21 protein-coding genes are annotated in these 22,522 nt (G+C 63.7%); 9 read left to right on the top strand and 12 right to left on the bottom strand.

The genetic code is table 11. The annotated features are described in order from the left end of the window. Positions 1-80: 80 nt before the first annotated feature. The 4 genes from tauD to tauA form a co-directional block, all read right to left on the bottom strand. On the bottom strand, positions 81-920 hold the full coding sequence (tauD, locus tag ACZ0AI_RS16370) for a taurine dioxygenase (protein ID WP_463562780.1): 840 nt from the start codon (positions 918-920) through the stop codon (positions 81-83). A 31-nt stretch (positions 921-951) separates the two neighbouring features. Then, the gene (tauC, locus tag ACZ0AI_RS16375; protein WP_463562781.1) at positions 952-1,767 is read right to left on the bottom strand and encodes a taurine ABC transporter permease TauC; all 816 of its coding nucleotides are present in this window, start codon (positions 1,765-1,767) and stop codon (positions 952-954) included. Beyond that, the gene (locus ACZ0AI_RS16380; RefSeq protein ID WP_463562782.1) at positions 1,757-2,545 is read right to left on the bottom strand and encodes a taurine ABC transporter ATP-binding protein; all 789 of its coding nucleotides are present in this window, start codon (positions 2,543-2,545) and stop codon (positions 1,757-1,759) included. The genes tauC and ACZ0AI_RS16380 overlap by 11 nt, the downstream gene beginning before the upstream one ends. Before the next feature lie 69 nt (positions 2,546-2,614). Beyond that, positions 2,615-3,598 carry a taurine ABC transporter substrate-binding protein gene (gene tauA / locus ACZ0AI_RS16385; protein ID WP_463562783.1) on the bottom strand — a complete coding sequence of 328 codons (984 nt, stop codon included), beginning with the start codon at positions 3,596-3,598 and terminating at the stop codon, positions 2,615-2,617. Positions 3,599-3,958: 360 nt separating this feature from the next. Between tauA and ACZ0AI_RS16390 the strand changes: the two genes are divergently transcribed. Beyond that, on the top strand, positions 3,959-5,335 hold the full coding sequence (locus ACZ0AI_RS16390; protein WP_463562784.1) for a uracil-xanthine permease family protein: 1,377 nt from the start codon (positions 3,959-3,961) through the stop codon (positions 5,333-5,335). A 288-nt stretch (positions 5,336-5,623) separates the two neighbouring features. On the opposite strand, the gene ACZ0AI_RS16395 is transcribed toward ACZ0AI_RS16390, so the two are convergent. The 3 genes from ACZ0AI_RS16395 to ACZ0AI_RS16405 all read right to left on the bottom strand — a co-directional run bounded on the left by ACZ0AI_RS16395 (position 5,624) and on the right by ACZ0AI_RS16405 (position 9,347). After that, positions 5,624-7,735 (bottom strand): TonB-dependent siderophore receptor, encoded by a 2,112-nt coding sequence (locus tag ACZ0AI_RS16395; RefSeq protein ID WP_463565956.1) that lies wholly within the window; start codon positions 7,733-7,735, stop codon positions 5,624-5,626. A 348-nt stretch (positions 7,736-8,083) separates the two neighbouring features. Next, positions 8,084-8,728: a YitT family protein gene (locus ACZ0AI_RS16400; protein WP_463562785.1), complete on the bottom strand. Its 645-nt coding sequence runs from the start codon at positions 8,726-8,728 to the stop codon at positions 8,084-8,086. Positions 8,729-8,807: 79 nt separating this feature from the next. Then, entirely contained in the window at positions 8,808-9,347 is a 540-nt protein-coding gene (locus ACZ0AI_RS16405) for a dihydrofolate reductase (RefSeq protein WP_463562786.1), read from the bottom strand. Between the two features lie 98 nt (positions 9,348-9,445). Between ACZ0AI_RS16405 and ACZ0AI_RS16410 the strand changes: the two genes are divergently transcribed. From ACZ0AI_RS16410 to ACZ0AI_RS16430, 5 genes are all read left to right on the top strand, one after another. Then, entirely contained in the window at positions 9,446-10,552 is a 1,107-nt protein-coding gene (locus ACZ0AI_RS16410; protein WP_463562787.1) for a glycerophosphodiester phosphodiesterase, read from the top strand. Between the two features lie 68 nt (positions 10,553-10,620). After that, positions 10,621-11,997: a DUF2868 domain-containing protein gene (locus tag ACZ0AI_RS16415; protein ID WP_463562788.1), complete on the top strand. Its 1,377-nt coding sequence runs from the start codon at positions 10,621-10,623 to the stop codon at positions 11,995-11,997. A gap of 120 nt (positions 11,998-12,117) precedes the next feature. Then, entirely contained in the window at positions 12,118-13,503 is a 1,386-nt protein-coding gene (locus ACZ0AI_RS16420) for a GTPase/DUF3482 domain-containing protein (protein WP_463562789.1), read from the top strand. Then, on the top strand, positions 13,500-13,772 hold the full coding sequence (locus ACZ0AI_RS16425) for a hypothetical protein (RefSeq protein ID WP_225837262.1): 273 nt from the start codon (positions 13,500-13,502) through the stop codon (positions 13,770-13,772). Before ACZ0AI_RS16420 ends, ACZ0AI_RS16425 begins: the two co-directional genes overlap by 4 nt. Before the next feature lie 22 nt (positions 13,773-13,794). Beyond that, positions 13,795-14,112: a cupin domain-containing protein gene (locus tag ACZ0AI_RS16430; RefSeq protein ID WP_463562790.1), complete on the top strand. Its 318-nt coding sequence runs from the start codon at positions 13,795-13,797 to the stop codon at positions 14,110-14,112. A 226-nt stretch (positions 14,113-14,338) separates the two neighbouring features. Here ACZ0AI_RS16430 and ACZ0AI_RS16435 read toward each other — a convergent pair whose 3' ends face one another. Next, positions 14,339-15,220 carry a DMT family transporter gene (locus ACZ0AI_RS16435; protein ID WP_225837258.1) on the bottom strand — a complete coding sequence of 294 codons (882 nt, stop codon included), beginning with the start codon at positions 15,218-15,220 and terminating at the stop codon, positions 14,339-14,341. A 91-nt stretch (positions 15,221-15,311) separates the two neighbouring features. Here ACZ0AI_RS16435 and ACZ0AI_RS16440 point away from each other — a divergent pair, with 91 nt between their 5' ends. Together ACZ0AI_RS16440 and ACZ0AI_RS16445 are read left to right on the top strand one after the other, a co-directional pair. Continuing rightward, positions 15,312-16,235, top strand: a complete 924-nt coding sequence (locus ACZ0AI_RS16440; RefSeq protein ID WP_463562791.1) for a LysR family transcriptional regulator — start codon at positions 15,312-15,314, stop codon at positions 16,233-16,235. Continuing rightward, complete coding sequence (locus tag ACZ0AI_RS16445; RefSeq protein WP_463562792.1) at positions 16,232-16,561, top strand: hypothetical protein; 330 nt, start codon at positions 16,232-16,234, stop codon at positions 16,559-16,561. Before ACZ0AI_RS16440 ends, ACZ0AI_RS16445 begins: the two co-directional genes overlap by 4 nt. A gap of 216 nt (positions 16,562-16,777) precedes the next feature. Here the strand turns inward: ACZ0AI_RS16445 and ACZ0AI_RS16450 are convergent, their stop codons facing one another. The 3 genes from ACZ0AI_RS16450 to ACZ0AI_RS16460 are packed head-to-tail and all read right to left on the bottom strand — an operon-like array spanning position 16,778 to position 19,161. Then, positions 16,778-17,572, bottom strand: a complete 795-nt coding sequence (locus ACZ0AI_RS16450) for a thymidylate synthase (RefSeq protein ID WP_463562793.1) — start codon at positions 17,570-17,572, stop codon at positions 16,778-16,780. Further along, complete coding sequence (lgt, locus tag ACZ0AI_RS16455) at positions 17,569-18,369, bottom strand: prolipoprotein diacylglyceryl transferase (RefSeq protein ID WP_463562794.1); 801 nt, start codon at positions 18,367-18,369, stop codon at positions 17,569-17,571. The genes ACZ0AI_RS16450 and lgt overlap by 4 nt, the downstream gene beginning before the upstream one ends. Positions 18,370-18,378: 9 nt before the next feature. Beyond that, positions 18,379-19,161, bottom strand: a complete 783-nt coding sequence (locus tag ACZ0AI_RS16460) for a sulfite exporter TauE/SafE family protein (RefSeq protein WP_463562795.1) — start codon at positions 19,159-19,161, stop codon at positions 18,379-18,381. A 167-nt stretch (positions 19,162-19,328) separates the two neighbouring features. Between ACZ0AI_RS16460 and ACZ0AI_RS16465 the strand changes: the two genes are divergently transcribed. Beyond that, a complete protein-coding gene (locus ACZ0AI_RS16465; RefSeq protein ID WP_463562796.1) occupies positions 19,329-20,093 on the top strand; it encodes an NRDE family protein in 765 nt (254 codons plus the stop codon). A gap of 141 nt (positions 20,094-20,234) precedes the next feature. On the opposite strand, the gene ptsP is transcribed toward ACZ0AI_RS16465, so the two are convergent. Continuing rightward, complete coding sequence (gene ptsP, locus ACZ0AI_RS16470) at positions 20,235-22,514, bottom strand: phosphoenolpyruvate--protein phosphotransferase (RefSeq protein ID WP_225837248.1); 2,280 nt, start codon at positions 22,512-22,514, stop codon at positions 20,235-20,237. Between the last annotated feature and the right edge of the window lie 8 nt (positions 22,515-22,522).

Consider the following 22,522-nt stretch of genomic DNA (forward strand, 5'->3'; position numbering starts at 1 on the left):
TGCGCCATGCGCACGAATCGCGGTCATGGCCCGCTCCCACGGCTCGAGCTGCCGCTTGAAGCTTATGGCCTGCAGATACTTCAAGGCCCGAAAGGCCGATCGCCGAGAATCGTCGCACGGTGCATGATGCGCCGTTGCGGGCGGTAGTCGTCGCAGGCGTAGTGCTGGGTCAGGCGGTTGTCCCAGAAGGCCAGGTCGCCCTGGCGCCATTGCCAGCGCACGCTGTACTCCGGTTTGGCGATCTGTACGAAGAGCATCTTCAACAGTGCATCGCTTTCGCCCGGCTCCAGCTCAACGATCCGGGTGGTGAAGGACTCGCTGACGAAAATCCCCTTGCGGCCGGTTTCCGGGTGCACGCGTACCACCGGGTGCGTGACCGGCGGATTCGCCGCCCGAGCGGCGTTCCATTTTTCCAGTGCATCGGGCGTCGTGCCGAAGCGCTCCAGAGGGAACGACAGGGTCAGCTCATGCACGGCGGTCAGGCCGTTGAGCAGGCGGCGGATCGGTGCAGAAAGCCCTTCATAGGCGGCCGAGCAACTGGCCCACAGCGTGTCGCCGCCATGAGCCGGAACGTGCCGCGCACTGAGCAGCGAGCCCAGCGGCGGCGACTGGATGAAGGACACATCGGAGTGCCACAGGGCGTTGTCGCGCAGGTCGTTGAGGTCGGTATCCAGCAGGAGGATTTCCGGCTGATCTTCGATTTTCGGATAGATCGGGTGGATATGCAGATCACCGAACATGGCTGCCGCATCGCGCTGTTGGCGCGGCGTCAGCAACTGATCACGTAGAAACAACACCTGATGCTCCAGCAGCCCCTGGCGCAAGGTCGCGTAGGCCTCGGCATCCAGCGGGCGGCTCAGGTCGACACCGGTAACGCGCGCGCCGAGGGCCTGGCCGATACGTTCGAATACGATGGTCATAGGTCTTTCTCTGTTCAGTCCCGTTCAGCAGTCAGTTCCAGGAGGCAAAGCGCTTTTGCAGCGCGCGCAAACCGAGTTCGATGGTCAAGGCGATGCTGGCGATCAACAGGATGCCGACCACCACCACGTCGGTGGCAAGGAACTGCGCGGCAGACTGCACCATGAAGCCCAGGCCCTGGTTGGCTGCGATCAGCTCCGCAGCGACCAGCGTCGACCAACCGACACCCAGGGCGATGCGCAGGCCGGTGAGGATGTCCGGTAGCGCGCTGGGCAGGATCACGTGGCGCACCACCTGCAAGCGGCTGGCACCCAGGCAGCGCACTGCCTGGATACGTGCCTTGTCGACCCTGCGCACGCCGCCCACGGTGGCGATCAGCAGCGGCGCGAACAGCGCCATGTAGATGAGCAGCACCTTGGACAGCTCGCCGATGCCGAACCAGATCACCATCAACGGCAGGTAGGCCAGCGGCGGGATCGGTCGATAGAACTCCACCAGCGGGTCGAGCGCGGCGTTGAGCGTCGGGTTCAAGCCCATGGCGACTCCCAGCGGAATGGCCGTGACGACCGCAGCCAACAGCGCGACCAGCACGCGCCCCAGGCTGGTACTCAGGTGCTGCCACAGCGTGGCATCCAGATAACCGTCCTGCAGCAGCCCCTTGAGGGCCACCAGCAGTTGTTCGGGGGCAGGCAGGAAGATGGTGTCGACCCAGCCGAGGTGCGTTGCCAGCCACCACAGGCTCGCCAACGCCGCCAAGGTACCGAAGGCTGCCGCCCGGCGACGGTCGAAGCGGATCACGAAACGGCGGTCGCGGTCATTCAGGGTGTTTTTCAGCGCATCAGAAGGCATGGTCGGCGGACTCCTGAAGGAAGAGATCGAGCAGCTCCTGGCGCAGCTCGGCGAAGGCCGGATCGCTCTTGATCGAACGCACCGGCTCACCGGCGATGTAACGGCGAGCGAACGGCAGTTGCCGGCGAATCACCGCACGGGCAGGCGGGCCGTCCAGCACGATAAGGTCGGTGGCGAGAAACAGCGCCTCGTCGACGCTGTGGGTGATCAGGAACAGGCCCTTGCCGGTGCGCTTCCAGACGTCGAGCAGCAGCAACTGCATGCGCTCGCGGGTCAGCGCATCGAGGGCACCGAAGGGTTCGTCGAGCAGCAGAAAGTCCGGATCGACCGCCAGCGCCCTCGCCAGCCCAAGGCGCTGACGCTGACCGCCCGACAGTTCGGAAATCTGATGATGAGCATGGCTGGCCAGACCGACCAGCTCGAGCACCTCACGTGCACGGGCGTGACGTTGCTCTTTGCTCAGGCCACGCAGGCGCAGCCCCAGGGCAACGTTGTCGAGGGCATCGAGCCAGGGCATCAGCGCGTCATCCTGAAACACCACACCGCGATCGCCGCCCGGGCCTTCGAGGGTGCTTCCATCGATATGCACGCGGCCGCTGCCAGGTGGCTGAAAGCCTGCCAGCACGTTGAGCAGGCTGGACTTGCCGCAGCCCGACGGGCCGAGCACGACCACGGACTCGCCCTTTTCGATCTGCAGATCGAAATTATCCAAGATGACCTGCGAATGACCGCGACGCTTGAAGCTCAAGCTGACCCGCTCGGCGCTCAGTCGGCTCATGGTCGACTCCTCAAAGTAAAAAAGCCCCTCCGGAGAGGGGCGAAACGTGGCTTGAACGTAGCTCTGGTTTCACTGCGCCTGGCGGACGTACTCAGCACTTACGTAGGGCGAGTAGTCAGGCAGCACAGCGGGAATGCGTTTCTGTTCCTTGAGGAACTCAGCGGTGCGGGCAATGGCCTTGGCAGTACCGCCACCCAGCAGGTCGGTACTGACTTGCTGCTGAGCAGTCGGGTAGGCGGAGCCGGCGAGCAGTTCGGGGATGTCGGCGGCGTTGGCACCGATCAGCTTGGCGATCTTGCCCGCCTGTTCGGAGTCGGCCGTCCACGTGGCGACGTTGGCCTGGTAGTCGGCGAAGGCATCGAGGGTCACGCCAGCGAACTTGGCCAGCACTTCAGGGTGCTTGTCGGCGAAATCCTTCCGAGCGACCCAGACCTCGAACGTCGGCGCGCCCCATTTACCGACCTCAGCCGCATCGGTCAGCACCTTGCCGCTGCGTTTGATTTCACCCAGTGCAGGCGACCAGACGAAGGCACCGTCGATGTCACCACGCTTCCACGCCGCATTGATTTCGGCCGGGTTGAGGTTGACGATCTTCACCTTGCTGGTGTCGATGTTCCAGTGTTTCAGGGCGCCGAGCAGGCTGTAGTGGGAGGTGGACACGAAGGGTGTGGCGATGGTCTTGCCGACCAGCTGCTCGGGGCTGTCGATACCGCTGCCGTTGCGTACGACCAGCGCCTCGGCAGCATTGATTTCGGCAGCGACCAGGAAGGTCACCAGCGGCAATTTGCGCGACGTGGCGGCGGCCAGGGGACTGGAACCGAGGTTGCCGATCTGTACGTCACCGGAAGCCAGGGCCGTCACCACGTCGGCACCGGAGTTGAAACGACGCCAGTCGAGCTTCTCGCCGATGGCTTTTTCGTAGGTACCGTCAGCCTGCGCGACCTTGGATGGATCCACGCCAGTCTGATAACCGATCACGATGTCGGCGGCGTGGGCCGGGACGGCGGTTGCCGCAGCGACAGCGAGCAGCAGGGCTTTGATGGTTCGTTTCACGTTCGACTCCTCGCAAGTGGCACCGCTGCGGTTGATCCCAGGTGCCGAAGCGCCACCACGGCGCTGATGGAGGAGAATTTATGGTTATAAGAAATAGAAAACCAATAACATTTAACGCTTAGCTTAGAGCAGGTTTGAAGCGCCGCGAGATAGAGCGGCGCGCGCCCTAAACCGCGTGAAACGGCGCCTGAAGCGCAAGCCATGCGCCATGCCTCGAAGCCCTGAAGCGAAACGCGTCATCGCAAGGCAGCCCCGCCTGCGAAAGATTGTCAGGTGGCAAGACGGCGCAGTCATCCATCCCCATGGGCATTGCCTCGGCCAACCCGTAGAATCCGCCGTTTTTTCCAGGCAGCGACCACCATGCAACCAGCCGACCCGAAGCGTGACGAACTGATCTACGGCCTCGAAGACCGCCCGCGCCCGCTGGTGGCGATCCTTGCCGCACTGCAGCATCTACTGGCGATCATCGTGCCGATCGTCACACCCGGCCTGCTGATCTGCCAGGCCCTGGGCGTATCGGCCCGTGACACCAACCTGATCGTGTCCATGAGCCTGGTGATCTCCGGTATCGCCACCTACGTGCAGTGCCGTCGCTTTGGCCCGCTGGGTGCCGGGCTGCTGGTGGTGCAGGGCACCAGCTTCAACTTCGTCGGCCCACTGATTGCCGGTGGCGCGCTGATGGTCAAGCAGGGTACGCCGGTCGAAGCGGTGATGGCGGCGATCTTCGGCGTGGTGATCGCTGGTTCGTTCGTCGAGATCGGCATCTCGCGCATCCTGCCGTTCGTGAAGAAACTGATTACCCCGCTGGTCACCGGCATCGTGGTGCTGATGATCGGCCTGACGCTGATCAAGGTCGGCCTGATCAGCATGGGCGGTGGCTATGGCGCCATGGCCAATGGCACCTTCGCCAATGGCGAGAACCTGATGCTGTCCGGCGTGGTGCTGGCCGTGATCGTGGTGCTCAACCGCATTCCCGTGGTGTGGATGCGCAGCTGCGCGATCGTCATCGCCCTGCTGGTCGGCTATGCGCTGGCCGGTTACCTGGGCCGCCTGGATTTCACCGGCATGCACCAGGCCGAGCTGTTCCAGGTGCCAACGCCCCTGCACTTCGGCCTCGGCTTTTCCTGGAGCCTGTTCATCCCGATGCTGGTGATCTACCTGGTGACCTCGCTGGAGGCCATCGGCGACGTGACCGCCACCAGCAAGGTGTCCAAGCAGCCCGTCGAAGGCCCGCTGTGGATGCAGCGGATCAAGGGCGGCGTGCTGGTCAACGGCGTCAATTCGCTGCTGGCGGGCGTGTTCAACACCTTCCCCAGCTCGATCTTCGCCCAGAACAACGGCGTGATTCAGCTGACCGGTATCGCCAGCCGCCACATCGGCGTGTGGATCGCCCTGATGCTGGTGATTCTCGGCCTGTTCCCGGCAGTGGCCGGGGTCATCCAGGCGGTACCGGAGCCGGTACTCGGCGGTGCGGCTATGGTGATGTTCGGCGCCGTGGCGGCCTCGGGCATCAACATTCTGGCGGGTATCGATCTGGATCGCCGCGCGCTGCTGATCATCGCCGTGTCCCTGGCCCTCGGCCTTGGCGTGTCGCAGGTACCGGAGTTCCTCGCCCATATGCCTGCGGCGCTGCGCAACGTACTCGAATCCGGCGTGGCTACCGGTGGCATCTGCGCCTTGCTGCTCAACTGGTTCCTGCCGGAAAGCCCGGCGAAGGGCGAGCAGAGCGATCACTGATCCAGGCACCGGGCACGTGCACTCGCCATATCTGTAGGAGCCCGCTTGCGGGCGATACGATGCTGGCCGCCCCGCGATGCGCGCCATGGCCGCTAATCGCCGGCAAGCCGGCTCCTACGGAATCGCGTGATTATCCATTCCGGTCATTGGGAAAAACGGTAGCGGCCCTTATGAAGGGCGGTATCGAGAGCAGCATTCGCGCCGGGTCGAGGGTATGGTGATCGTGCATCGGCCACCCCCCAATGAAAAGGGCCGCATAAGCGGCCCTTTTCATATCTGGCAGGCGACTTAGAAGTCGTAGCGCGTGGTCAGCATGACGTTGCGCGGCTCGCCCCAGGAGTAAACGCTGTAGAAGTCCATGATGGTCAGGTACTTCTTGTCCAACAGGTTGTTGACGTTCAGGGTCGCGGACAGGTTATCGGTTACCTGATACTTGGCCATCACGTCCAGTAGCCAGTAGGCGCTCTGGCCAAAGTCCTCATTGCGAGACCGAGGCGCGTTCCACACCGAGCCCCAGCTTCTGCTCTGCCAGCGCGCACCGCCGCCAACGGTCAATGGCTCGAACTGCCCCTTGAGGTTATAGGTGGTGTAAACGCTGAATTGATCTTCCGGTTCGACGGTGGAAAGTTTCTCGCCGTCGACACGAGCGATCTTGTGCGAGTACCCGGCCTGCAGCTGCCAACCCGGCGTGAGCTCACCCGAGACTTCGGCCTCGTAGCCCTTGGTCTTCACACCCTGAACGGCGCGGAAAGCCTGCTCTGCCGTGCCGTTGATGAATCCATCGGCCTCAGGACGGTTGTCCTGGTGGATTTCGAAGTAGGCCAGGCTGGCATTCAGGCGGCCATCGTAGAACTCGCCCTTCAGGCCGATCTCGTAGTTGTCACCTTCTTGCGGCTCGAGGGTTCTATCCTGCCGGTCGCGGCTGCTCTGCGGTTTGAAGATCGTGGTGTAGCTGGTGTAGGCCGAGATAGTGTCCGTCAGGTCATAGATCAGCCCTGCGTAAGGCACGACGACACCGCTCTTCTTGGTGTCTTCGCCCCGATAATTGGCCAGGCGCGCACCGAGGATGAGTTTCAGATCATCCTGCAGATTGAAGCGCGAAGTCGTATAGAGGCCGTTCTCACGAATCGTATCCTTGTCGTTGGTCGGCGCTCCCCAATCCGGCTCGGGGACATCGCCATTCCAGTTGTAGAAGTCATCGACATCCGGGCCAAAGAAGGCATAGCCATCACGATCCGTCTTGCGGCGCGCGATGCTGCCTCCCACGACCAGCTCATGCTCGCGACCAAACAATTGGTACGAGCCGCTCACGTAGCCATCGGCCGCATCCGCTTTCGTCTCGCCAACGTACTTGCCCTGCCACTGGCGAGCACCAGAGCCGTCCGCCGGGTTGGGATTACCCGCACTGGCAGATCCCAGGGTCGCGTCATAGCCATTGATCTGATGGTTGAGCTGCATCTTGGCCAGCCAGCCATTGGCAAAGTTGTGCTCCAGCGTGGCGAATACGGTGCGGGTGTATTGCTCCCAGCCACTCCAGTTGGTGCCCGGATTGAAAGAGCGAGAAACCTTGTTGAAGTTGCCATTGCTATCGAAGATCGGCATCGATCCCCAGCTCGACCCTTCCGGCTTGTTGTCCTGATAGTCGGCACCGACGCTGAGCAGCGTGTCTTCGCTCAGGTCGAACTCCAGAATGCCGTAATAGACGTTGGTCTTGCGCTCATAGTTGTCCTGGAACGAATGCTTGTCCTGGTAGGCAGCGACTGCCCGACCGCGCACGTTGCCAGTAGGGGTCAGCGGGCCACCTACATCGATCTCGGTGCGGTAATCGTCCCACGATCCGATGCCAGCGGAGAGATGTCCTGAGAATTCGTGGGTTGGTTTCTTGCGAATCAGGTTGATGGTCGCACCCGGATCACCGCTCCCCGTCAGCAGGCCGGTAGCGCCCTTGAGCACTTCGATACGGTCATAGATCGCCATATCGCTCAAGGTATTGCCTGCCGAGTAGGCAGAGTCCCGCGACATCGGAATGCCGTCGTACTGGAAGTTGTCGATGGCAAAACCACGGGCGTAGTACTCGGTACGCTCGGTGTCATAGGTGACGATGCTGACACCCGGCGTATGACGCATCACGTCATCGATACTGGTGAGCCCGAAATCATCCATGTGCTTGCGGGTGATCACGCTGATCGACTGCGGCGTTTCGCGCGGCGTCAGTACCAGGCGAGTCGCAGTGGCGATGGAGCCGGGCGTGTAGGACTGGGATTCCTCGGTGATGGTACCGAGCTGGTTGCTAGTAACCGAGGTGGCATCCAGTTCGAGGGCGCCGTCCTGAGACTCCAGTACCACGGTGCTGCCACTATCGCCCTGTGCAGCCTGTTGCGCGTGGGCCATCAGCGGCATCGCGAGGCCAGCCAGGGTGATCGCGACAGCCAGCAGGCTGGGGGCGCAGGGAAGCGGACGTCGGGCACAGCCAGCGCCCGCCATGGCATGGGGATTCATAGGAGTCTCCTGTTGTTTTGAGTTGAGTGATACGCAGACGCCTAAACGATATCACTTCTCATTAACTCCTTAAATCTTATTACTACATATGGCGGCACCAATTTCCGCCCACGACAACCCCTGACGGCAAGGGCCCGCCCTCAGAAAATAGGCGAACGGCATCGCGCCGCGCGGCAGTTGGCAGACCGACAAGAGGGTACCTGCGCAAGGGTCGATGCTCAGGAGCAACCGAGTGCAGCGAGTCGCCTGTCAGCTCACGCCCATGTAACGGCCAGCGCGGTGATTGATGGCCAGCACCATGTTCAGTGCCACGGCACCGAGTACCGACAGCGCGACCTTCTCCGGTGCGACGACGAAGATCGACGCCAGCACGATGGCAGCGTCCACGCCCATCTGCACGGCGCCGGCGCGCCACCCGAAGCGCTCCTGCAGATACAGCGCGAGAATGTTCACGCCGCCCAGGCTGGCGCGGTGACGGAACAGCATCAGCAACCCCAGGCCCATGGCAAAGCCACCGAACAGTGCGGCATACAGTTCGTTTAGCGCCGCGAAAGTGATCCAGTGCGGCGTCAGCTCGGCCAGCACTGAAACCAGGCCGACCGCACAGATCGTACGCAAGGTGAACGCCCAGCCCATGCGCCAGATAGCCAGTACGTAAAAGGGCACGTTGAGCAGGAAGAACACCACGCCAAACGGCCAGCCGGCCAGGTACTTGATTAGAAAAGCCAGCCCCACCGTTCCGCCAGTCAGCAGGCCCGCATGGCTGTAGAGGGTGATGCCCAGGGCAACCATGGCGGTGCCGAGGATCAGCGCCAGCGCATCCTCCCAGAGTGGATGACGGACGAAGAAGTCGGCAATCGTCTCTCGCTCGCCGGCGTCAGGGGTGTGGTTCATGGCGTTACTGTCTCTCTGGGCGCACACGGTAAAACGCCACCGGATCAGGGTGGCGAATCAGAATGTATAAAGGGGCGGACTAGAGGCGAGTCCAGGTCTCATAACTGTGTGCGGGCGCTGCATCGGTAGCCGGCTGGTCGTCGTGCTCCGTGCGCTGCCACTGCGCCTCGTCGAACGCCGGGAACCAGGCGTCGCCCTCGGGCTGCAACGCCACGCGGGTCAGGTACAGGCGGTCGGCAATAGTCAGCGCCTGTTCGTACAGCTGGGCGCCGCCGATCAGCATCACTTCGTCGACGCCCTGCTCGCGGGCCCAGACCTCGGCCCGTTGATGAGCGGCCGCGACGGTCGCGAACACCTCGGCGCCTTCCAGCTTGAGGCCGGACTGGCGGCTGACCACCAGATTGAGCCGCCCTGGCAGCGGACGGCCGAGAGAATCCCAGGTCTTGCGACCCATGATGATCGGCTTGCCAAGAGTCTTGGCCTTGAAGTGCTTGAGGTCGGCCGGCAGGTGCCAGGGCAATTGGTTGTCGCGGCCGATCACGCGGTTTTCCGCGAGGGCGGCGATCAGGCAGAGAGGGAGTCGAGTCGTCATGGCGGCGAGCATAGCAGAGGGCCGCATCACGCCGCATGACTTGCTGCACTGTCATCGCCACGCCATCTTTTTCAGTGCAGGCTGTTGGCAAACCACCGGCCAATGCCGCTCAGGAGAGATGCCCGATGCCCCTACGCCAGCCCCGCCTGTTACTGCTCAGCGCCCTGCTCGCCCTGCCCTTCACGGCGCACGCAGAAACCCCGGCGGCACCCGCCGCCAAACGCGCCGACGACGGCAAACCGCTGATCATCGCGCACCGTGGCGCCAGCGGTTACCTGCCCGAACATACCCTCGCTGCCTATGCGGTCGCCGTGCTGCAAGGTGCTGACTACGTCGAACCGGATCTGGTGATGAGCAAGGACGGCCAACTTTTCGCCCGCCACGACAACGAACTGGGCCTGACCACCGACGTAGCCAGGCACCCGGAGTTCGCCGACCGCAAGCGCAAGGCCAGTATCGATGGCGTCGAGCTCGATGGCTGGTTCAGCGAAGACTTCACCGCGGCCGAACTCAAGCGCCTGCGTGCCATCGAGCGGATCCCCGATATCCGCCCGGGCAACACTCGCCTCGATGGTCAGTTCGAAATCCCGACCCTGCAGGAAATCATCGACCTGGTGAAGGCGTTGCAGGTCAGCCAGGGGCGTGAGATCGGCCTTTACATCGAGACCAAGCATCCCCAGCACTTCAGCCAACTTGGCCTGAGCATGGACAAGCCGCTGGTCGAGACCCTCGCCCGCAATGGCTATCGCGACGCCGCCGCGCCGGTGTACGTCCAGTCCTTCGAGGTGAGCAACCTGAAAGCACTGCGTCAGTTGAGCTCACTGCGCTTGGTGCAGCTGTACGGCAAGGGCCAGCCCCATGACCAAGTCGTGCAGGGTAATCCGCTGACTTATGCACAGATGGCCACGCGTGCCGGGCTGCGGGCAGTCGCCGAATACGCCAATGGCGTAGGCCCGGACAAGAGTTACGTCATCCCTCGCCAGCCGGATGGCAGCCTCGGCGAGCCGACAAGATTCGTCGCCGATGCCCATGCCGCCGGGCTGCTGGTGCACCCCTATACCTTCCGAGCCGAGAACCAGTTCCTACCCACAGAGCTGAAGCGGGGTAGCAGCCCGGCAGAGCGCGGCGATATCGACGCGGAGGTGCGTGCCTTCCTGGCCACCGGCATCGACGGCCTGTTCATCGACCAACCGGATATTGCCGTGCGACTACGCCAGCAACAGGCCCGTTAAACGCGAGTTTTTGCCAATCGCCTCACAGCGGTTATGCTCCCCGTGGATTTCAACTGCCGGGAGATCGCGTGGCCTTACCCAAGCTGCAACGCCTATGGCTCTGCGAAGCCGTACGCTTGCGAGAAGAACATGCCGGGCTGCTCGAGGACAGCGAAGCCAACCGCCGTGCTCAGGTGGCCGGCGGTGACCTGGCTACGCGTATCGAAAACCGCGCCCTGCTGCTTGCAGAACGCGATGGCCAGCAGCAGGCGCAACGCCATTGGCTGCAAGGCGCACGCCTGGCCCTGCTGCTCCTCGGCCTGCTGGCCTTGGCCAGCGGCGCAGGCCTGGCGGTAGCGGCACTGGGCGACGGGCAAACGCCGGTTAACGTGTTCTGGGCACTGGGTAGCCTGCTCGGCCTGCACCTGCTGATGTTGCTTGGCTGGCTGATCGGCCTGCTGTTTGGCGGCGGCCATGGCGCGGTGCTCGGGCGCCTCTGGCTGTGGCTCAGCGAAAAGCTCGCTCGCGACTCCAGCGCGCTGCACACCGGCCCTGCCCTGGTTCTGCTGCTGCGCCGCCAGCGTCTCAATCGCTGGTTGATCGGCATGGCCGTGCACGGGCTCTGGCTGGTGGCGCTGACCACCGCGCTGCTGATGCTGCTGGCGCTACTGTCCACCCGCCGTTACGGCTTCGTCTGGGAAACCACCCTATTGGGCGGCGATACCTTCGTCGCCCTGACCCAGGCCCTCGGCGCCCTACCCGGCCTGCTGGGCTTTCCAGTGCCCGATGCCGCCACCGTGCGCGCCAGCGGCGACAGCCCGCTGCCGCTGGAGTCGGCCCGGCATGCCTGGGCCGGCTGGCTGATCGGCGTGGTCGTGCTCTACGGCCTGCTACCACGCCTGCTGCTCGGGCTGATCTGCCTGTGGCGCTGGCGTAGCGGCGTGGCACACCTGCAACTGGACGTCGACCTGCCCGGTTACGGCCTGCTGCGCGAGCGCCTGCAACCCAACAGCGAACGCCTGGGCGTGTGCGATGCCGAGCCGGCGCAGCTCTATCAGGTGCAGCCCGGCGCCGGCGTCGACGCCAGCCAGGGTGCGCTGCTGGTGGCTATCGAGCTGGATGACCGGCGTCCCTGGCCACCGGTGCTGCCCAAGTCGGTGGCCGACGCCGGGATCATCGACAGCCGCGAGCAGCGCCGCCAATTACTAGACCAGCTCACGCGCTTTCCGCCCGCTCGCCTGGCCATCGCCTGCGACCCTCGGCGTTCGCCGGATCGCGGCAGCCTGGCACTGCTCGCCGAACTGGCACGCTGCGCCGGCACCACGCGCATCTGGCTGCTGCAGCCTCCACCGGGCGAAACCCTGGACAGCGAGCGCCTCGGCGACTGGCACAAGGCACTCGATCAACTGCACTTGGCCCACCAAGGCAGCTCGCCGCTGACCTGGCTGGAGACTGGCCATGACTGATCACCTCCCTGCAGGAGCCGGCTTGCCGGCGAGCAGGAACACAACCGATACCGGTGTGTTTTCAACGTTCGCATCGCCCGCAAGCGGGCTCCTACGCAACCCGCACCAAGGGCTACGCTCATGAGCCAGGCACTGAAGCTCGCCGTGGTCGGCCACACCAACGTCGGCAAGACCTCGCTGTTGCGTACCCTGACCCGCGACATCGGTTTCGGCGAGGTGTCGCATCGCCCCAGCACCACTCGCCACGTCGAGGGCGCACGCCTGTCGGTGGACGGCGAAGCGCTGCTGGAACTCTACGACACACCCGGCCTGGAAGATGCCATCGCCCTGCTCGACTACCTCGACCAGTTGGATCGTCCCGGCGAGCGCCTCGACGGCCCGGCCCGCCTGGCGCGCTTCATGGAAGGTAGCGAGGCGCGCCAGCGTTTCGAACAGGAAGCCAAGGTGCTGCGCCAGCTACAGGCATCGGACGCCGGTCTTTACGTGATCGACGCACGCGAGCCGGTACTGGCCAAGTACCGGGACGAGCTGAACGTGCTGGCCATGTGCGGCCGGCCACTGCTGCCCGTCCTGAATTTCGTGGCCAGCGCCAATCATCGCGAAGACGACTGGCGCGAAGCGTTGGCACGCCTGGGGCTGCATGCCCTGGTTCGCTTCGACAGCGTGGCGCCGCCGCTCGATGGCGAGCGCCGGCTGTACGAAAGCCTGGCGCTGATGCACGAGAAGTCGCGCCCGCAGCTGCAACGTCTGATCGACGACCACGAGGCCCAGCGGGTGGCCCGCCACCGCAGCGCCAAGCGCCTGATTGCCGAACTGCTGATCGACTGCGCCGCCTGCCGGCGCAGCGTCGCCAACGAAAGCGAACTGGAAAAGACCGCCATCGGCGAACTGCGCAAAGAGGTTCGCCAGCGCGAACAACGCTGCGTGGAAGCCTTGCTGCGCCTGTATGCCTTCCGCCGCGAAGATGCCCGCGCCGACGATCTGCCATTGCTGGACGGCCGCTGGGGCGACGATCTGTTCAACCCGGAAACCATCAAGCAATTGGGCATTCGCCTGGGAGGCGGCGCAGCCGCGGGTGCCGCAGCCGGGGCCGGCGTGGACCTGCTGGTCGGCGGCCTGACCCTGGGAACCGCTGCCCTGGCCGGCGCATTGCTCGGCGGTGGCGCCCAGACCCTGCGTAATTATGGTTCCCGCCTCAAGGGCAAGCTCCAGGGCCAGCGTGAGCTGACCGTCGACGATGCCGTGCTGCGCCTGCTCGCGCTACGCCAGCAGCACCTGCTGCAGGCCCTCGATAATCGCGGCCATGCGGCGGTGGAAGCGGTGCGCCTCGACGCCCTGCAGGACAGCCAGTGGCGCGAGGGCAAGCTACCGACCGCGCTGCGCATTGCCCGCGCACGACCGGAGTGGTCGTCCCTGAACCCCGGCGCCCGCCTGGATCAGGTCGAGCGATTGGAACAGGTCGAGCGCCTGGCCAAGGAAATCGACGCGGCGCCGACTGCGAAATGAGCCTGTGTCGAGAGTTGGCCGCCATCCTCGAGCGCGAGCTGAGTTTGGGCAACAGCCTCGGCCAGGCGCCCCATCGCGCCGGCTGGCCGCAGCCGGAGTCGCTGTTCGCCGCCCTGCACCAGGACTTCAAGAGCGACCTGAGCCAGCTGCCGCCGGCGGTGCAACATGGCCATTGCAACGACCCGCATTACGGCTGGTACGAAGAGCTCTATTGCCGTGAACACCACCATCTACTGGTCGCCGGCACGCCCAAACCCGGTCGCCGCTGATCCCTGACTGCGAGCCTCGAACATGCCTGTTGCCAACCTGTTCCACGACAGCCAGCCACCCGCTCAGGGCGAGCGCTTCGAAACCCTGCTGAGCCATCGCGACTTGGTGATCGAACGCATCGTCAGCTCGTCACGTATCGAGTCGGTGGACTATGTGCAGGAGCAGGATGAATGGGTGCTGCTGGCCCGCGGCGAAGCGCGCATGACGGTTGCCGGAGAAGCTATCGAGCTGACTGCCGGCGATCACCTGTTCCTGGCAGCCGGCACGCCGCACCGGGTGGAACGTACCAGCGAAGGCGCGCTATGGCTGGCGATTCATTTGCACCCCAGCAACCCGTAGCCCGGGCTGAGCACAGCGATACCCGGGATTTGTGAAACCCTTGCCACCGTCCCGGGTTACGCCTTCGGCTAACCCAGGCTACGAAACTGGCAATTGCAGTTAACCGTGGGAGCGCGCCATGCGCGCGAAAATTCGCGGGCATGGCCCGCTCCCACATACACGCACGACTTTAGCCGTAGGGTGGAAGACGCTTCACCCTTCCACCATGGCATCGCCACGATGCCCTTCAACGCCTGAGCAAGCTCGTCCACAGCGTCGCCGCCACGATCAGCAAGCCGCCGATCCACGCCTGCACACTCAGTTCCTCACTGAGCCACAGCACCGCGAATAGCGCCCCAAACAACGGCTCGCTGCCCATCAACAGGGACACCCGCGTGGGGCTGCTGCGGCGCAGTGCGTAGTTCTGCACGAAGAACGCGAACAGCGTGGCGAACAGCACCAGATACAGGGTGCCGATCCAGAACGCCGGCTCCACCGGCAGCGCGGGCAACCCGCCTGGCAGGAAGATCGCTCCCAGTAACAAACAGCCGAGACCGATCACCCCGGTCTGCACCGCCGTCAGCGCCAGTGCGGGAACCTGAGTGTGGGCAGTCAGCTTGCCGGTCAGGCAGACCAGTACGGCGCGCAGCAGCGCCGCTACCAGCATCAGGCCATCACCGAGGTTGAATTGCAGGTCGACCCCGCCGCTGAGCAGCCAGGTGCCGAACAGCGACAGCGCAACCGCGGGCAGCAGGCGCGAATCAGGCCTGCGGTCGAACATCAGCCACTCGACGAAGGGCGTGATGACCACGCACAGGCTGATCAGAAACGCTGCGTTGCTGGCCGAGGTGTGCAGCACGCCATAGGTTTCGCACAGGAAGATGGCCAGCATCACGCCACCGAGCGGAATGCCCGGCGCCCAGGCCTGGCGGCCCTCGCCGCGCAACTGCGGCAGCAGAATCAGAAAGGTCAGGCAGAAACGCACGGCGAGAAAGCCGAGCACGGGATAGAACACCAGCGCCTGCTTGGCCACGCCGTAACTGGTACCCCAGACCAGCGCGACCAGCAGTAGCAGCAGATCGCTGGCCTGCAACAGGCGTGAAGGAGAACGGCTGATCAGCGTGGACATGGCGGTGTTTCCTGGAAATCGGCGAGAAGCGCATTGTCCATTGCGTCCCTCAGCGTGATAATCCATCCATCTTGAACAACACCTATTCCCCATGCGCACGAATCTCACCCCGCAATTACTTCCCTACCTGGCCATCTTCGTGCGTGTCGTCGAGGCGGGCAGCTTCACGGCGGCAGCCCGTCAGCAGGGCAGTACAGCGTCGGCGGTGAGCCGACAGATCGCCCACCTCGAGCAGACCCTCGGTGTGCGCTTGCTGGAGCGCACCACCCGCCGCCTGCGCCTGAGCGAAGCGGGCAGCGAAGTGTTCGAGCGCTGCAAGGACATGCTCGACGCCGCCCAGGCAGCCCTGGATGTGGGCGAGCGACTGATGAGCCAACCACGCGGCCGAGTCCGGCTGAGCGTGCCCAAGGCCTTTGGCCGCTTTCTGGTCACGCCGCTGATCTATGACTTTCTGCAGCGCTACCCCGAGGTGGACGTCAGCCTCAACCTCAGCGACCGCAGCCCGGATCTGATCAGCGAGCAGTTCGACCTGCTGGTGAGCATCACGGATCAGCCGCCGCTCACCCTGGCCGGTCGGCCGCTGTGCAATGTCCAACAACTGCTGTGCGCGAGCCCCACCTATCTGCAGCGCCACGGCATGCCTCAGCACCCCAGCGAACTGGTGCGCCACGCCTGCCTGTATCTGGACGAAACCGCAGACGACCACCGCTGGCATTTCAGCAACGGGCCGGAACAATGCGTGGTGGCGGTGAGCAGCCGCTTCGCCAGCAACCACAGCGAAGTACGCCTGAACGCTGCGCTCGAGCATCTGGGCATCACCTGCCTGCCGCACTTCACTGCCGCGGCGTCACTGGCCAGTGGAGAGCTGGTGCGCGTGCTGCCCCAGTGGCGCTACACCGGCTCCTACCAGGGCACCGCGTGGATTCTCTACCACCCGACTCGCCACCTGCCGCCCAAGCTGCGGGTGCTGATCGACCACCTCGCCGAGGGGCTCGGTAAGGGGCCGTCGATATGACGAAGGCGATAAGAAGACTTCGCCAGTGGCTGGAAAGGCGGTGGCTCGAGCGGCAGCCGGTGTGCACGGCAGATCACGTCACCCTGGAGAATATCGAAACCGAGGTCGGCAACCGGATGCTCGAAAGCCTCAAGGCCGAGGGTTGGCGGCAGGTCGCGCAGTACAGTCCAATGGCGTTCGACAAGGGTATCGATTACGACAGTTACAGGCTGCGCCGTGGCCTGGATGAGCTGAGGCTGGAGTGGGATAACTGGTTCGAGTGGAAACTCAGCGGCCCGAGCGAGCTCGTCGAAGAGATCGCCGAGCGTTTTTCGTTACGCACGTGAGCGTGCCATCTGCCGGGCGACTTAGGCGTAGGGTGGGCTTCAGCCCACCGCACACCAGCCAAGCCACTCTCACTATCGCCTTGAACCCGAAGACCCAAGCTACATCGGGAAGCGATCATTCCAGACCGACAATCCTTGCATGCATCGTCGGATGGGCGGGCATTGGTGGGCTGAAGCGGATCGCCGCCCGGCCCACCCTACGGGTGACCGCCTGAGTCAGACCGCGACCGGCGCCTTGATGTGCGGGTGCGCTTCGTAGCCGACCAGTTCGAAATCCTCGAAACGGAAGGCAAACAGATCCTTCACCTCGGGATTGAGCTTCATGGTTGGCAGCGGCAGCGGCTCGCGGGTCAGTTGCAGATCCGTCTGTTCCAGGTGGTTGGCGTACAAGTGGCAGTCGCCGCCCGTCCAGATGAACTCGCCCGGCTGCAGGCCGCACACCTGGGCCACCATCAGCGTCAGCAGCGCATAGCTGGCGATGTTGAAGGGCACGCCCAGGAAAATGTCCGCCGAGCGCTGGTACAGCTGGCAACTGAGCTTGCCGTCGGCGACGTAGAACTGGAACAGCGCGTGGCACGGCGGCAGGGCCATCTGCTCGACCAGCGCCGGGTTCCAGGCGGAGACGATCAGGCGGCGCGAGTCCGGGTTCTTTTTGATCATCTCGATCAGCTTGCTGATCTGGTCGATCGACTCGCCGTTCGGCGCCGGCCAATTGCGCCACTGGTAGCCGTATACCGGGCCGAGGTCGCCGTTTTCGTCAGCCCACTCGTCCCAGATGCGTACGCCGTTGTCCTTCAGGTACTTGATGTTGGTGTCGCCCTGCAGAAACCACAGCAACTCGTGAATGATCGAGCGCAGGTGGCACTTCTTGGTGGTCACCAGGGGAAAGCCGTCGGCCAGGTCGAAACGCATCTGGTGGGCGAACACGCTGTAGGTGCCGGTGCCGGTGCGGTCTGCCTTGAAAGTGCCGTTCTCACGCACGTGACGCATCAGGTCGAGGTACTGTTTCATTGCGCGACCTCCTGGGCAGCCTGGCGTTTGTAGGCGTAGGCCATCACGCCCAGGCCGGCGAGGATCATCGGGATGCACAGCACCTGGCCCATGGTCAGCCAGCCCCATGCGAGGTAGCCGAGCTGAGCGTCCGGTACGCGGACGAGTTCGACGATGAAGCGGAAGATGCCGTAACACACCGCGAACAGACCGGAGACCGCCATGGTCGGCCGCGGTTTGCGCGAGTAGATCCAGAGGATCACGAACAGCGCCACACCCTCCAGCGCGAACTGGTACAGCTGCGAAGGATGACGCGGCTCGGGCCCGCCAGTCGGGAAGACCATGGCCCACGGCACGTCGGTGACCTTGCCCCACAGCTCGCCGTTTATGAAGTTGCCGATACGCCCGGCGCCCAGGCCGATCGGCACCAGCGGGGCGATGAAGTCCATCAGTTCGAAGAAGCTCTTGCCGTTGCGCTTGGCGAACCACAGGGTGGCCAGCATCACGCCGATCAGGCCACCGTGGAACGACATGCCGCCCTTCCACACTTCGAGGATCAGCAGCGGGTTGGCGATATAGGCCGGCAGATCGTAGAACAGCACATAGCCAAGACGGCCACCGAGAATCACGCCCATGGCCACCCAGAACACCAGGTCGGAGAGTTTCTCCTTGCTCCAGGTCGGATCGAAGGCGTTCAGGCGCCGCGAGGCAAGGAACCAGGCACCGCCGATGCCAACCAGGTACATCAGGCCGTACCAGTGGATCTGCAGAAAGCCCAGGTCGAGGGCGACCGGATCAATATTCGGGTAGGGCAGCATCAGGATTCCTCACAACAGAAAATTCAGGCCGACGATGAACAACAGCAAGGCGAACAGGCGCTTGAGCACCCGCGGCGATAAACGATGGGCCAGGCGTGCACCGGTTCGCGCGAAAAACACGCTGGTCAACGCGATGCCCAGCAGCGCAGGCAAATAAACATAACCCAGGCTCCAGCCAGGCAGACGCGCGTCGCCCCACCCCAGCCACAGATAACTCAGGGCACCGGCAGCCGCGATGGGCCAGCCGCATGCCGAAGACGTCGCCACCGCCTGCTGCACGGACACGCCGCGCCAGGTCAGGAACGGCACGGTCAGCGATCCACCACCGATACCGATGATCGCCGAAGCCCAGCCGATCACGCCACCGGCAACGCCCAGGCCAGCCTTGCCGGGCACATCACGGCTGGCCTTGGGTTTGAAATCCAGAGCCAGTTGCAGCGCGACGCACAGGGCGAATACGCCGATGATCTTTTGCAGCACCTGGCCATCGATGGAATCGGCGGTCAACGCACCAAGCGCCGAGCCCAGCACAATGCCCACGGTCAGCCAGACGAACAGCCGCCAGCGTACGGCACCACGGCTGTGATGCTCGCGCACGGCATTGATCGAAGTAAAGAGGATGGTAGCCAGCGAAGTACCTACTGCCATGTGGGTCAACACGGACGTATCGAAGCCCTGAGCAGTGAAGCTGAAGATCAGCACCGGCACGATGATCATGCCGCCACCCACGCCAAACAGCCCAGCCAACAGGCCTGCCGCGGCACCGAGCAGTATGTAGAGTAGGAAGACCATGATGTCACCGCAAAGCAATGCGGCATGGTAACGGAAGCCAGCGATGCACTCTACTTCACGACGATTGGTGGCGTTGCGTACAGTGGTGCTTTATTCGATGAGATAGCCGCTGTGCCCAACGTCCTCGTCCAGCCTATCACCTGCAATATGACGCATGAGGGGCGCCTATGTGCCTGATCGTCCTCGCCTGGCGCCCCGGTCACGCCCTGCCGCTGCTGGTCGCCGCCAACCGTGATGAATTCTACGCTCGCCCTACCGCTGCCCTGGCCGAGTGGCCGGAGGCACCGGGACTAATCGCCGGGCGCGATCTAGAGGCTGGCGGCACCTGGCTGGGTATCGGCCCTCGCGGGCGCTTCGCTGCCCTCACCAACATTCGTGATCCGCGCGCGCCTCAGGGCTCACGCTCGCGAGGCGAACTGCCGCTGCGCTTTCTGCGGAGAAATCAAGGGCCAGAGGCTTTTCTGAACGAGCTGCGTCGCGATGCAGATGAATACAGCGGCTTCAACCTGCTGGTCGGCGACCGCGAGCAGCTGTGCCACTTCAATTCCCAGAGCGGGCGGATAGAGACGCTGCAGCCAGGTATCCATGGCGTTTCCAATGCCGATCTGGATACGCCATGGCCAAAGCTGCAACGAGCCAAGGCGGCGCTTGCCGACGCCCTCGAGACGCTCGATGAGGAAGCGCTGTTCGCCCTTCTGGCCGATACCGCGAAGCCTGCAGACACGGCACTGCCTGACACGGGCGTCGGCCCCGATACCGAACGACTGCTCGCCAGCGTATTCATCGCCAGCGCCAACTATGGCACCCGTGCCAGCACCCTGCTGTTCAGCCATGCAGACGGAACACGGCAGTTGATCGAACGCAGCTTCGGGGCCGAAGGGGTGGCTATCGGTGAAGTGAGGTTTGAGACAGGAAACCAATGGGTGGGCTGAAGCGCAGCGCCGCCCGACCCACCCTACCGCTGGATGTTGGCATTCAACACCGGACGCAAAGCGTCCGAGAGGCATTCCCACGCGGAGCGTGAGGAACGATCTCGGGGGAACTCGAAGGTCCGCTATGCCTTGCTAGGAGCGTTAAGCCTGAATATCCGACGCCGGGTTGATCATCCGGCCCAGGCCGAGGTTGCGCAGGGCCAGTTGCAGGGTGCTGTGGATAACCTGCGGGTTGTCGATGCGCATCACCTGGCCGAGCAGATCCTTGGCCTTGGCCATGCTGATCTGGCGCAGCAGCCATTTCACTTTGGGCAGGTTGGTGGCGTTCATCGACAGGCTGTCGAAGCCCATGGCCATTAGCAATACCGCAGCAGTCGGGTCACCGGCCATTTCGCCGCAAATGCTCACCGGTTTGCCTTCGGCATGGGCGTCTTCGACCACCTTGGTCAACGCCTGCAAAACCGCCGGGTGAAGGAAGTCGTAGAGGTCAGCGACCCGTGGGTTGTTGCGATCCACGGCCAGCAGGTACTGAGTCAGGTCGTTGGAGCCGACCGACAGGAAGTCCACCTGGCGAGCAAGGTCGCGGGTCTGGTAGACGGCAGCGGGAATCTCGATCATCACGCCGATCGGTGGCAGCGGCACATCGGTGCCTTCGTCGCGCACTTCGCCCCAGGCGCGGTGAATCAGGTGTAGCGACTCCTCCAGCTCCTGGATACCGGAAATCATCGGCAGCAGGATGCGCAGGTTGTCCAGACCCTCGCTGGCCTTGAGCATGGCGCGCACCTGCACCAGGAAGATTTCCGGGTGGTCGAGGGTTACACGGATACCGCGCCAGCCGAGGAAGGGATTCTCTTCCTTGATCGGAAAATAGCTCAGTGCTTTATCGCCACCGACATCCAGCGTGCGCATGGTCACGGGTAACGGATGGAAAGCGGCCAGTTGTTCACGGTAGATCGCCAGCTGTTCTTTCTCGCTGGGAAAACGATCCTTCATCATGAACGGCACTTCGGTGCGATACAGGCCAACGCCTTCGGCGCCACGCTCCTGAGCCCGTACCACATCGGCAAGCAGGCCAGTGTTGACCCACAACGGCATGTGGTGGCCGTCTAGGGTCTCGCAGGGCAGTGCACGCAGGGCGTCGAGGCCCTTGGTGAGCTGGCGGTCTTCCTCGACCACATCGACATACTGCTTGCGCAGGATCTCGCTGGGGTTGGTGAACACCTCGCCGTGATAACCGTCGACGATCAGCTGAATGCCATCGATCTTCGAATACGGCAGCTCGACCGCGCCCATGACCGTGGGAATGCCCATGGCGCGGGCGAAGATCGCCACATGGGAGTTGCCCGAGCCCTGTACCGACACCAGGCCGACCAGCTTGCCTTCCGGTACTTCGCCAAGCATGGCGGGCGACAGTTCTTCGGCGACCAGAATGCAGTTGTCCGGATACACCAGCGTCTGTTGCCGCGCCTGCTGCAGATAGGCGAGCAAGCGCCGGCCAAGGTCACGTACGTCCGATGCACGCTCGCGCAGGTAGGCGTCGTCCATCAGCTCGAAGCGGTTGATGTGCTCGCTGACCACCTGGCGCAGCGCGCCCTGAGCCCACTGGCCGGTCTTGATGATCTTGACCACTTCGTTACCGAGAGCGGCGTCTTCGAGCATCATCAGGTATACGTCAAACAGCGCGCGCTCTTCCGGGCGCAACTGAGTAGCCATGCGCTCCGAGAGGCTGCGCATGTCGCCACGCACGCCTTCCAGCGCATTATTGAACAGCTTCAGCTCGGCATCGATATCGGTGACGACCCTGTCGGGTACCACTTCCAGATCGGCCGGCGGCAGTACCACCACAGCGGTACCGACAGCAGCACCGGGCGAGCCCGGTACACCGACGAACTTGGCTTCCTGAATGCCCTTGCCCTGCTTGCCAAGGCCGCGGATCGATCCGGTCGCCTCGGCGTGGGCGATAACCCCGGCGAGCTGCGCGCTCATGGTCACCAGGAAGGCTTCCTCACCCTCGTCGAACTGACGGCGCTCCTTCTGCTGCACAACCAGCACGCCCATCACTCGACGGTGGTGGATGATCGGTGAGCCGAGGAAAGAGGCATAGCGCTCCTCACCCGTCTCGGCGAAGTAGCGGTAGCGAGGGTGTTCGGAGGCGTTTTCGAGGTTCAGCGGCTCTTCACGGGTACCAACCAGGCCGACCAGGCCTTCGTTGGGCGCCATGCTGACCTTGCCGATCGAGCGCTTGTTGAGGCCATCGGTGGCCATCAGCACGAAGCGCTTGCTCTCCGGGTCGAGCAGGTAAACCGAGCACACCTGGGTGCCCATGGCTTCTTTGACACGCTGCACGATAATGCCCAGCGCCGCCTTGAGATCCTTGGCAGCGTTGACTTCCTGGACAATCCTGCGCAGCGTGTTGAGCATGCCTGACC

Source organism: Pseudomonas sp. AC355 (assembly GCF_979258205.1).

Coding starts and splice junctions, on each gene's coding strand:
- tauD (WP_463562780.1), bottom strand. CDS start 920: ATGACCATCGTATTCGAACGTATCGGCCAGGCCCTCGGCGCGCGCGTT.
- tauC (WP_463562781.1), bottom strand. CDS start 1,767: ATGCCTTCTGATGCGCTGAAAAACACCCTGAATGACCGCGACCGCCGT.
- ACZ0AI_RS16380 (WP_463562782.1), bottom strand. CDS start 2,545: ATGAGCCGACTGAGCGCCGAGCGGGTCAGCTTGAGCTTCAAGCGTCGC.
- ACZ0AI_RS16390 (WP_463562784.1), top strand. CDS start 3,959: ATGCAACCAGCCGACCCGAAGCGTGACGAACTGATCTACGGCCTCGAA.
- ACZ0AI_RS16395 (WP_463565956.1), bottom strand. CDS start 7,735: ATGCCGCTGATGGCCCACGCGCAACAGGCTGCACAGGGCGATAGTGGC.
- ACZ0AI_RS16400 (WP_463562785.1), bottom strand. CDS start 8,728: ATGAACCACACCCCTGACGCCGGCGAGCGAGAGACGATTGCCGACTTC.
- ACZ0AI_RS16405 (WP_463562786.1), bottom strand. CDS start 9,347: ATGCGGCCCTCTGCTATGCTCGCCGCCATGACGACTCGACTCCCTCTC.
- ACZ0AI_RS16410 (WP_463562787.1), top strand. CDS start 9,446: ATGCCCCTACGCCAGCCCCGCCTGTTACTGCTCAGCGCCCTGCTCGCC.
- ACZ0AI_RS16420 (WP_463562789.1), top strand. CDS start 12,118: ATGAGCCAGGCACTGAAGCTCGCCGTGGTCGGCCACACCAACGTCGGC.
- ACZ0AI_RS16425 (WP_225837262.1), top strand. CDS start 13,500: ATGAGCCTGTGTCGAGAGTTGGCCGCCATCCTCGAGCGCGAGCTGAGT.
- ACZ0AI_RS16430 (WP_463562790.1), top strand. CDS start 13,795: ATGCCTGTTGCCAACCTGTTCCACGACAGCCAGCCACCCGCTCAGGGC.
- ACZ0AI_RS16435 (WP_225837258.1), bottom strand. CDS start 15,220: ATGTCCACGCTGATCAGCCGTTCTCCTTCACGCCTGTTGCAGGCCAGC.
- ACZ0AI_RS16440 (WP_463562791.1), top strand. CDS start 15,312: ATGCGCACGAATCTCACCCCGCAATTACTTCCCTACCTGGCCATCTTC.
- ACZ0AI_RS16445 (WP_463562792.1), top strand. CDS start 16,232: ATGACGAAGGCGATAAGAAGACTTCGCCAGTGGCTGGAAAGGCGGTGG.
- ACZ0AI_RS16450 (WP_463562793.1), bottom strand. CDS start 17,572: ATGAAACAGTACCTCGACCTGATGCGTCACGTGCGTGAGAACGGCACT.
- lgt (WP_463562794.1), bottom strand. CDS start 18,369: ATGCTGCCCTACCCGAATATTGATCCGGTCGCCCTCGACCTGGGCTTT.
- ACZ0AI_RS16460 (WP_463562795.1), bottom strand. CDS start 19,161: ATGGTCTTCCTACTCTACATACTGCTCGGTGCCGCGGCAGGCCTGTTG.
- ACZ0AI_RS16465 (WP_463562796.1), top strand. CDS start 19,329: ATGTGCCTGATCGTCCTCGCCTGGCGCCCCGGTCACGCCCTGCCGCTG.
- ptsP (WP_225837248.1), bottom strand. CDS start 22,514: ATGCTCAACACGCTGCGCAGGATTGTCCAGGAAGTCAACGCTGCCAAG.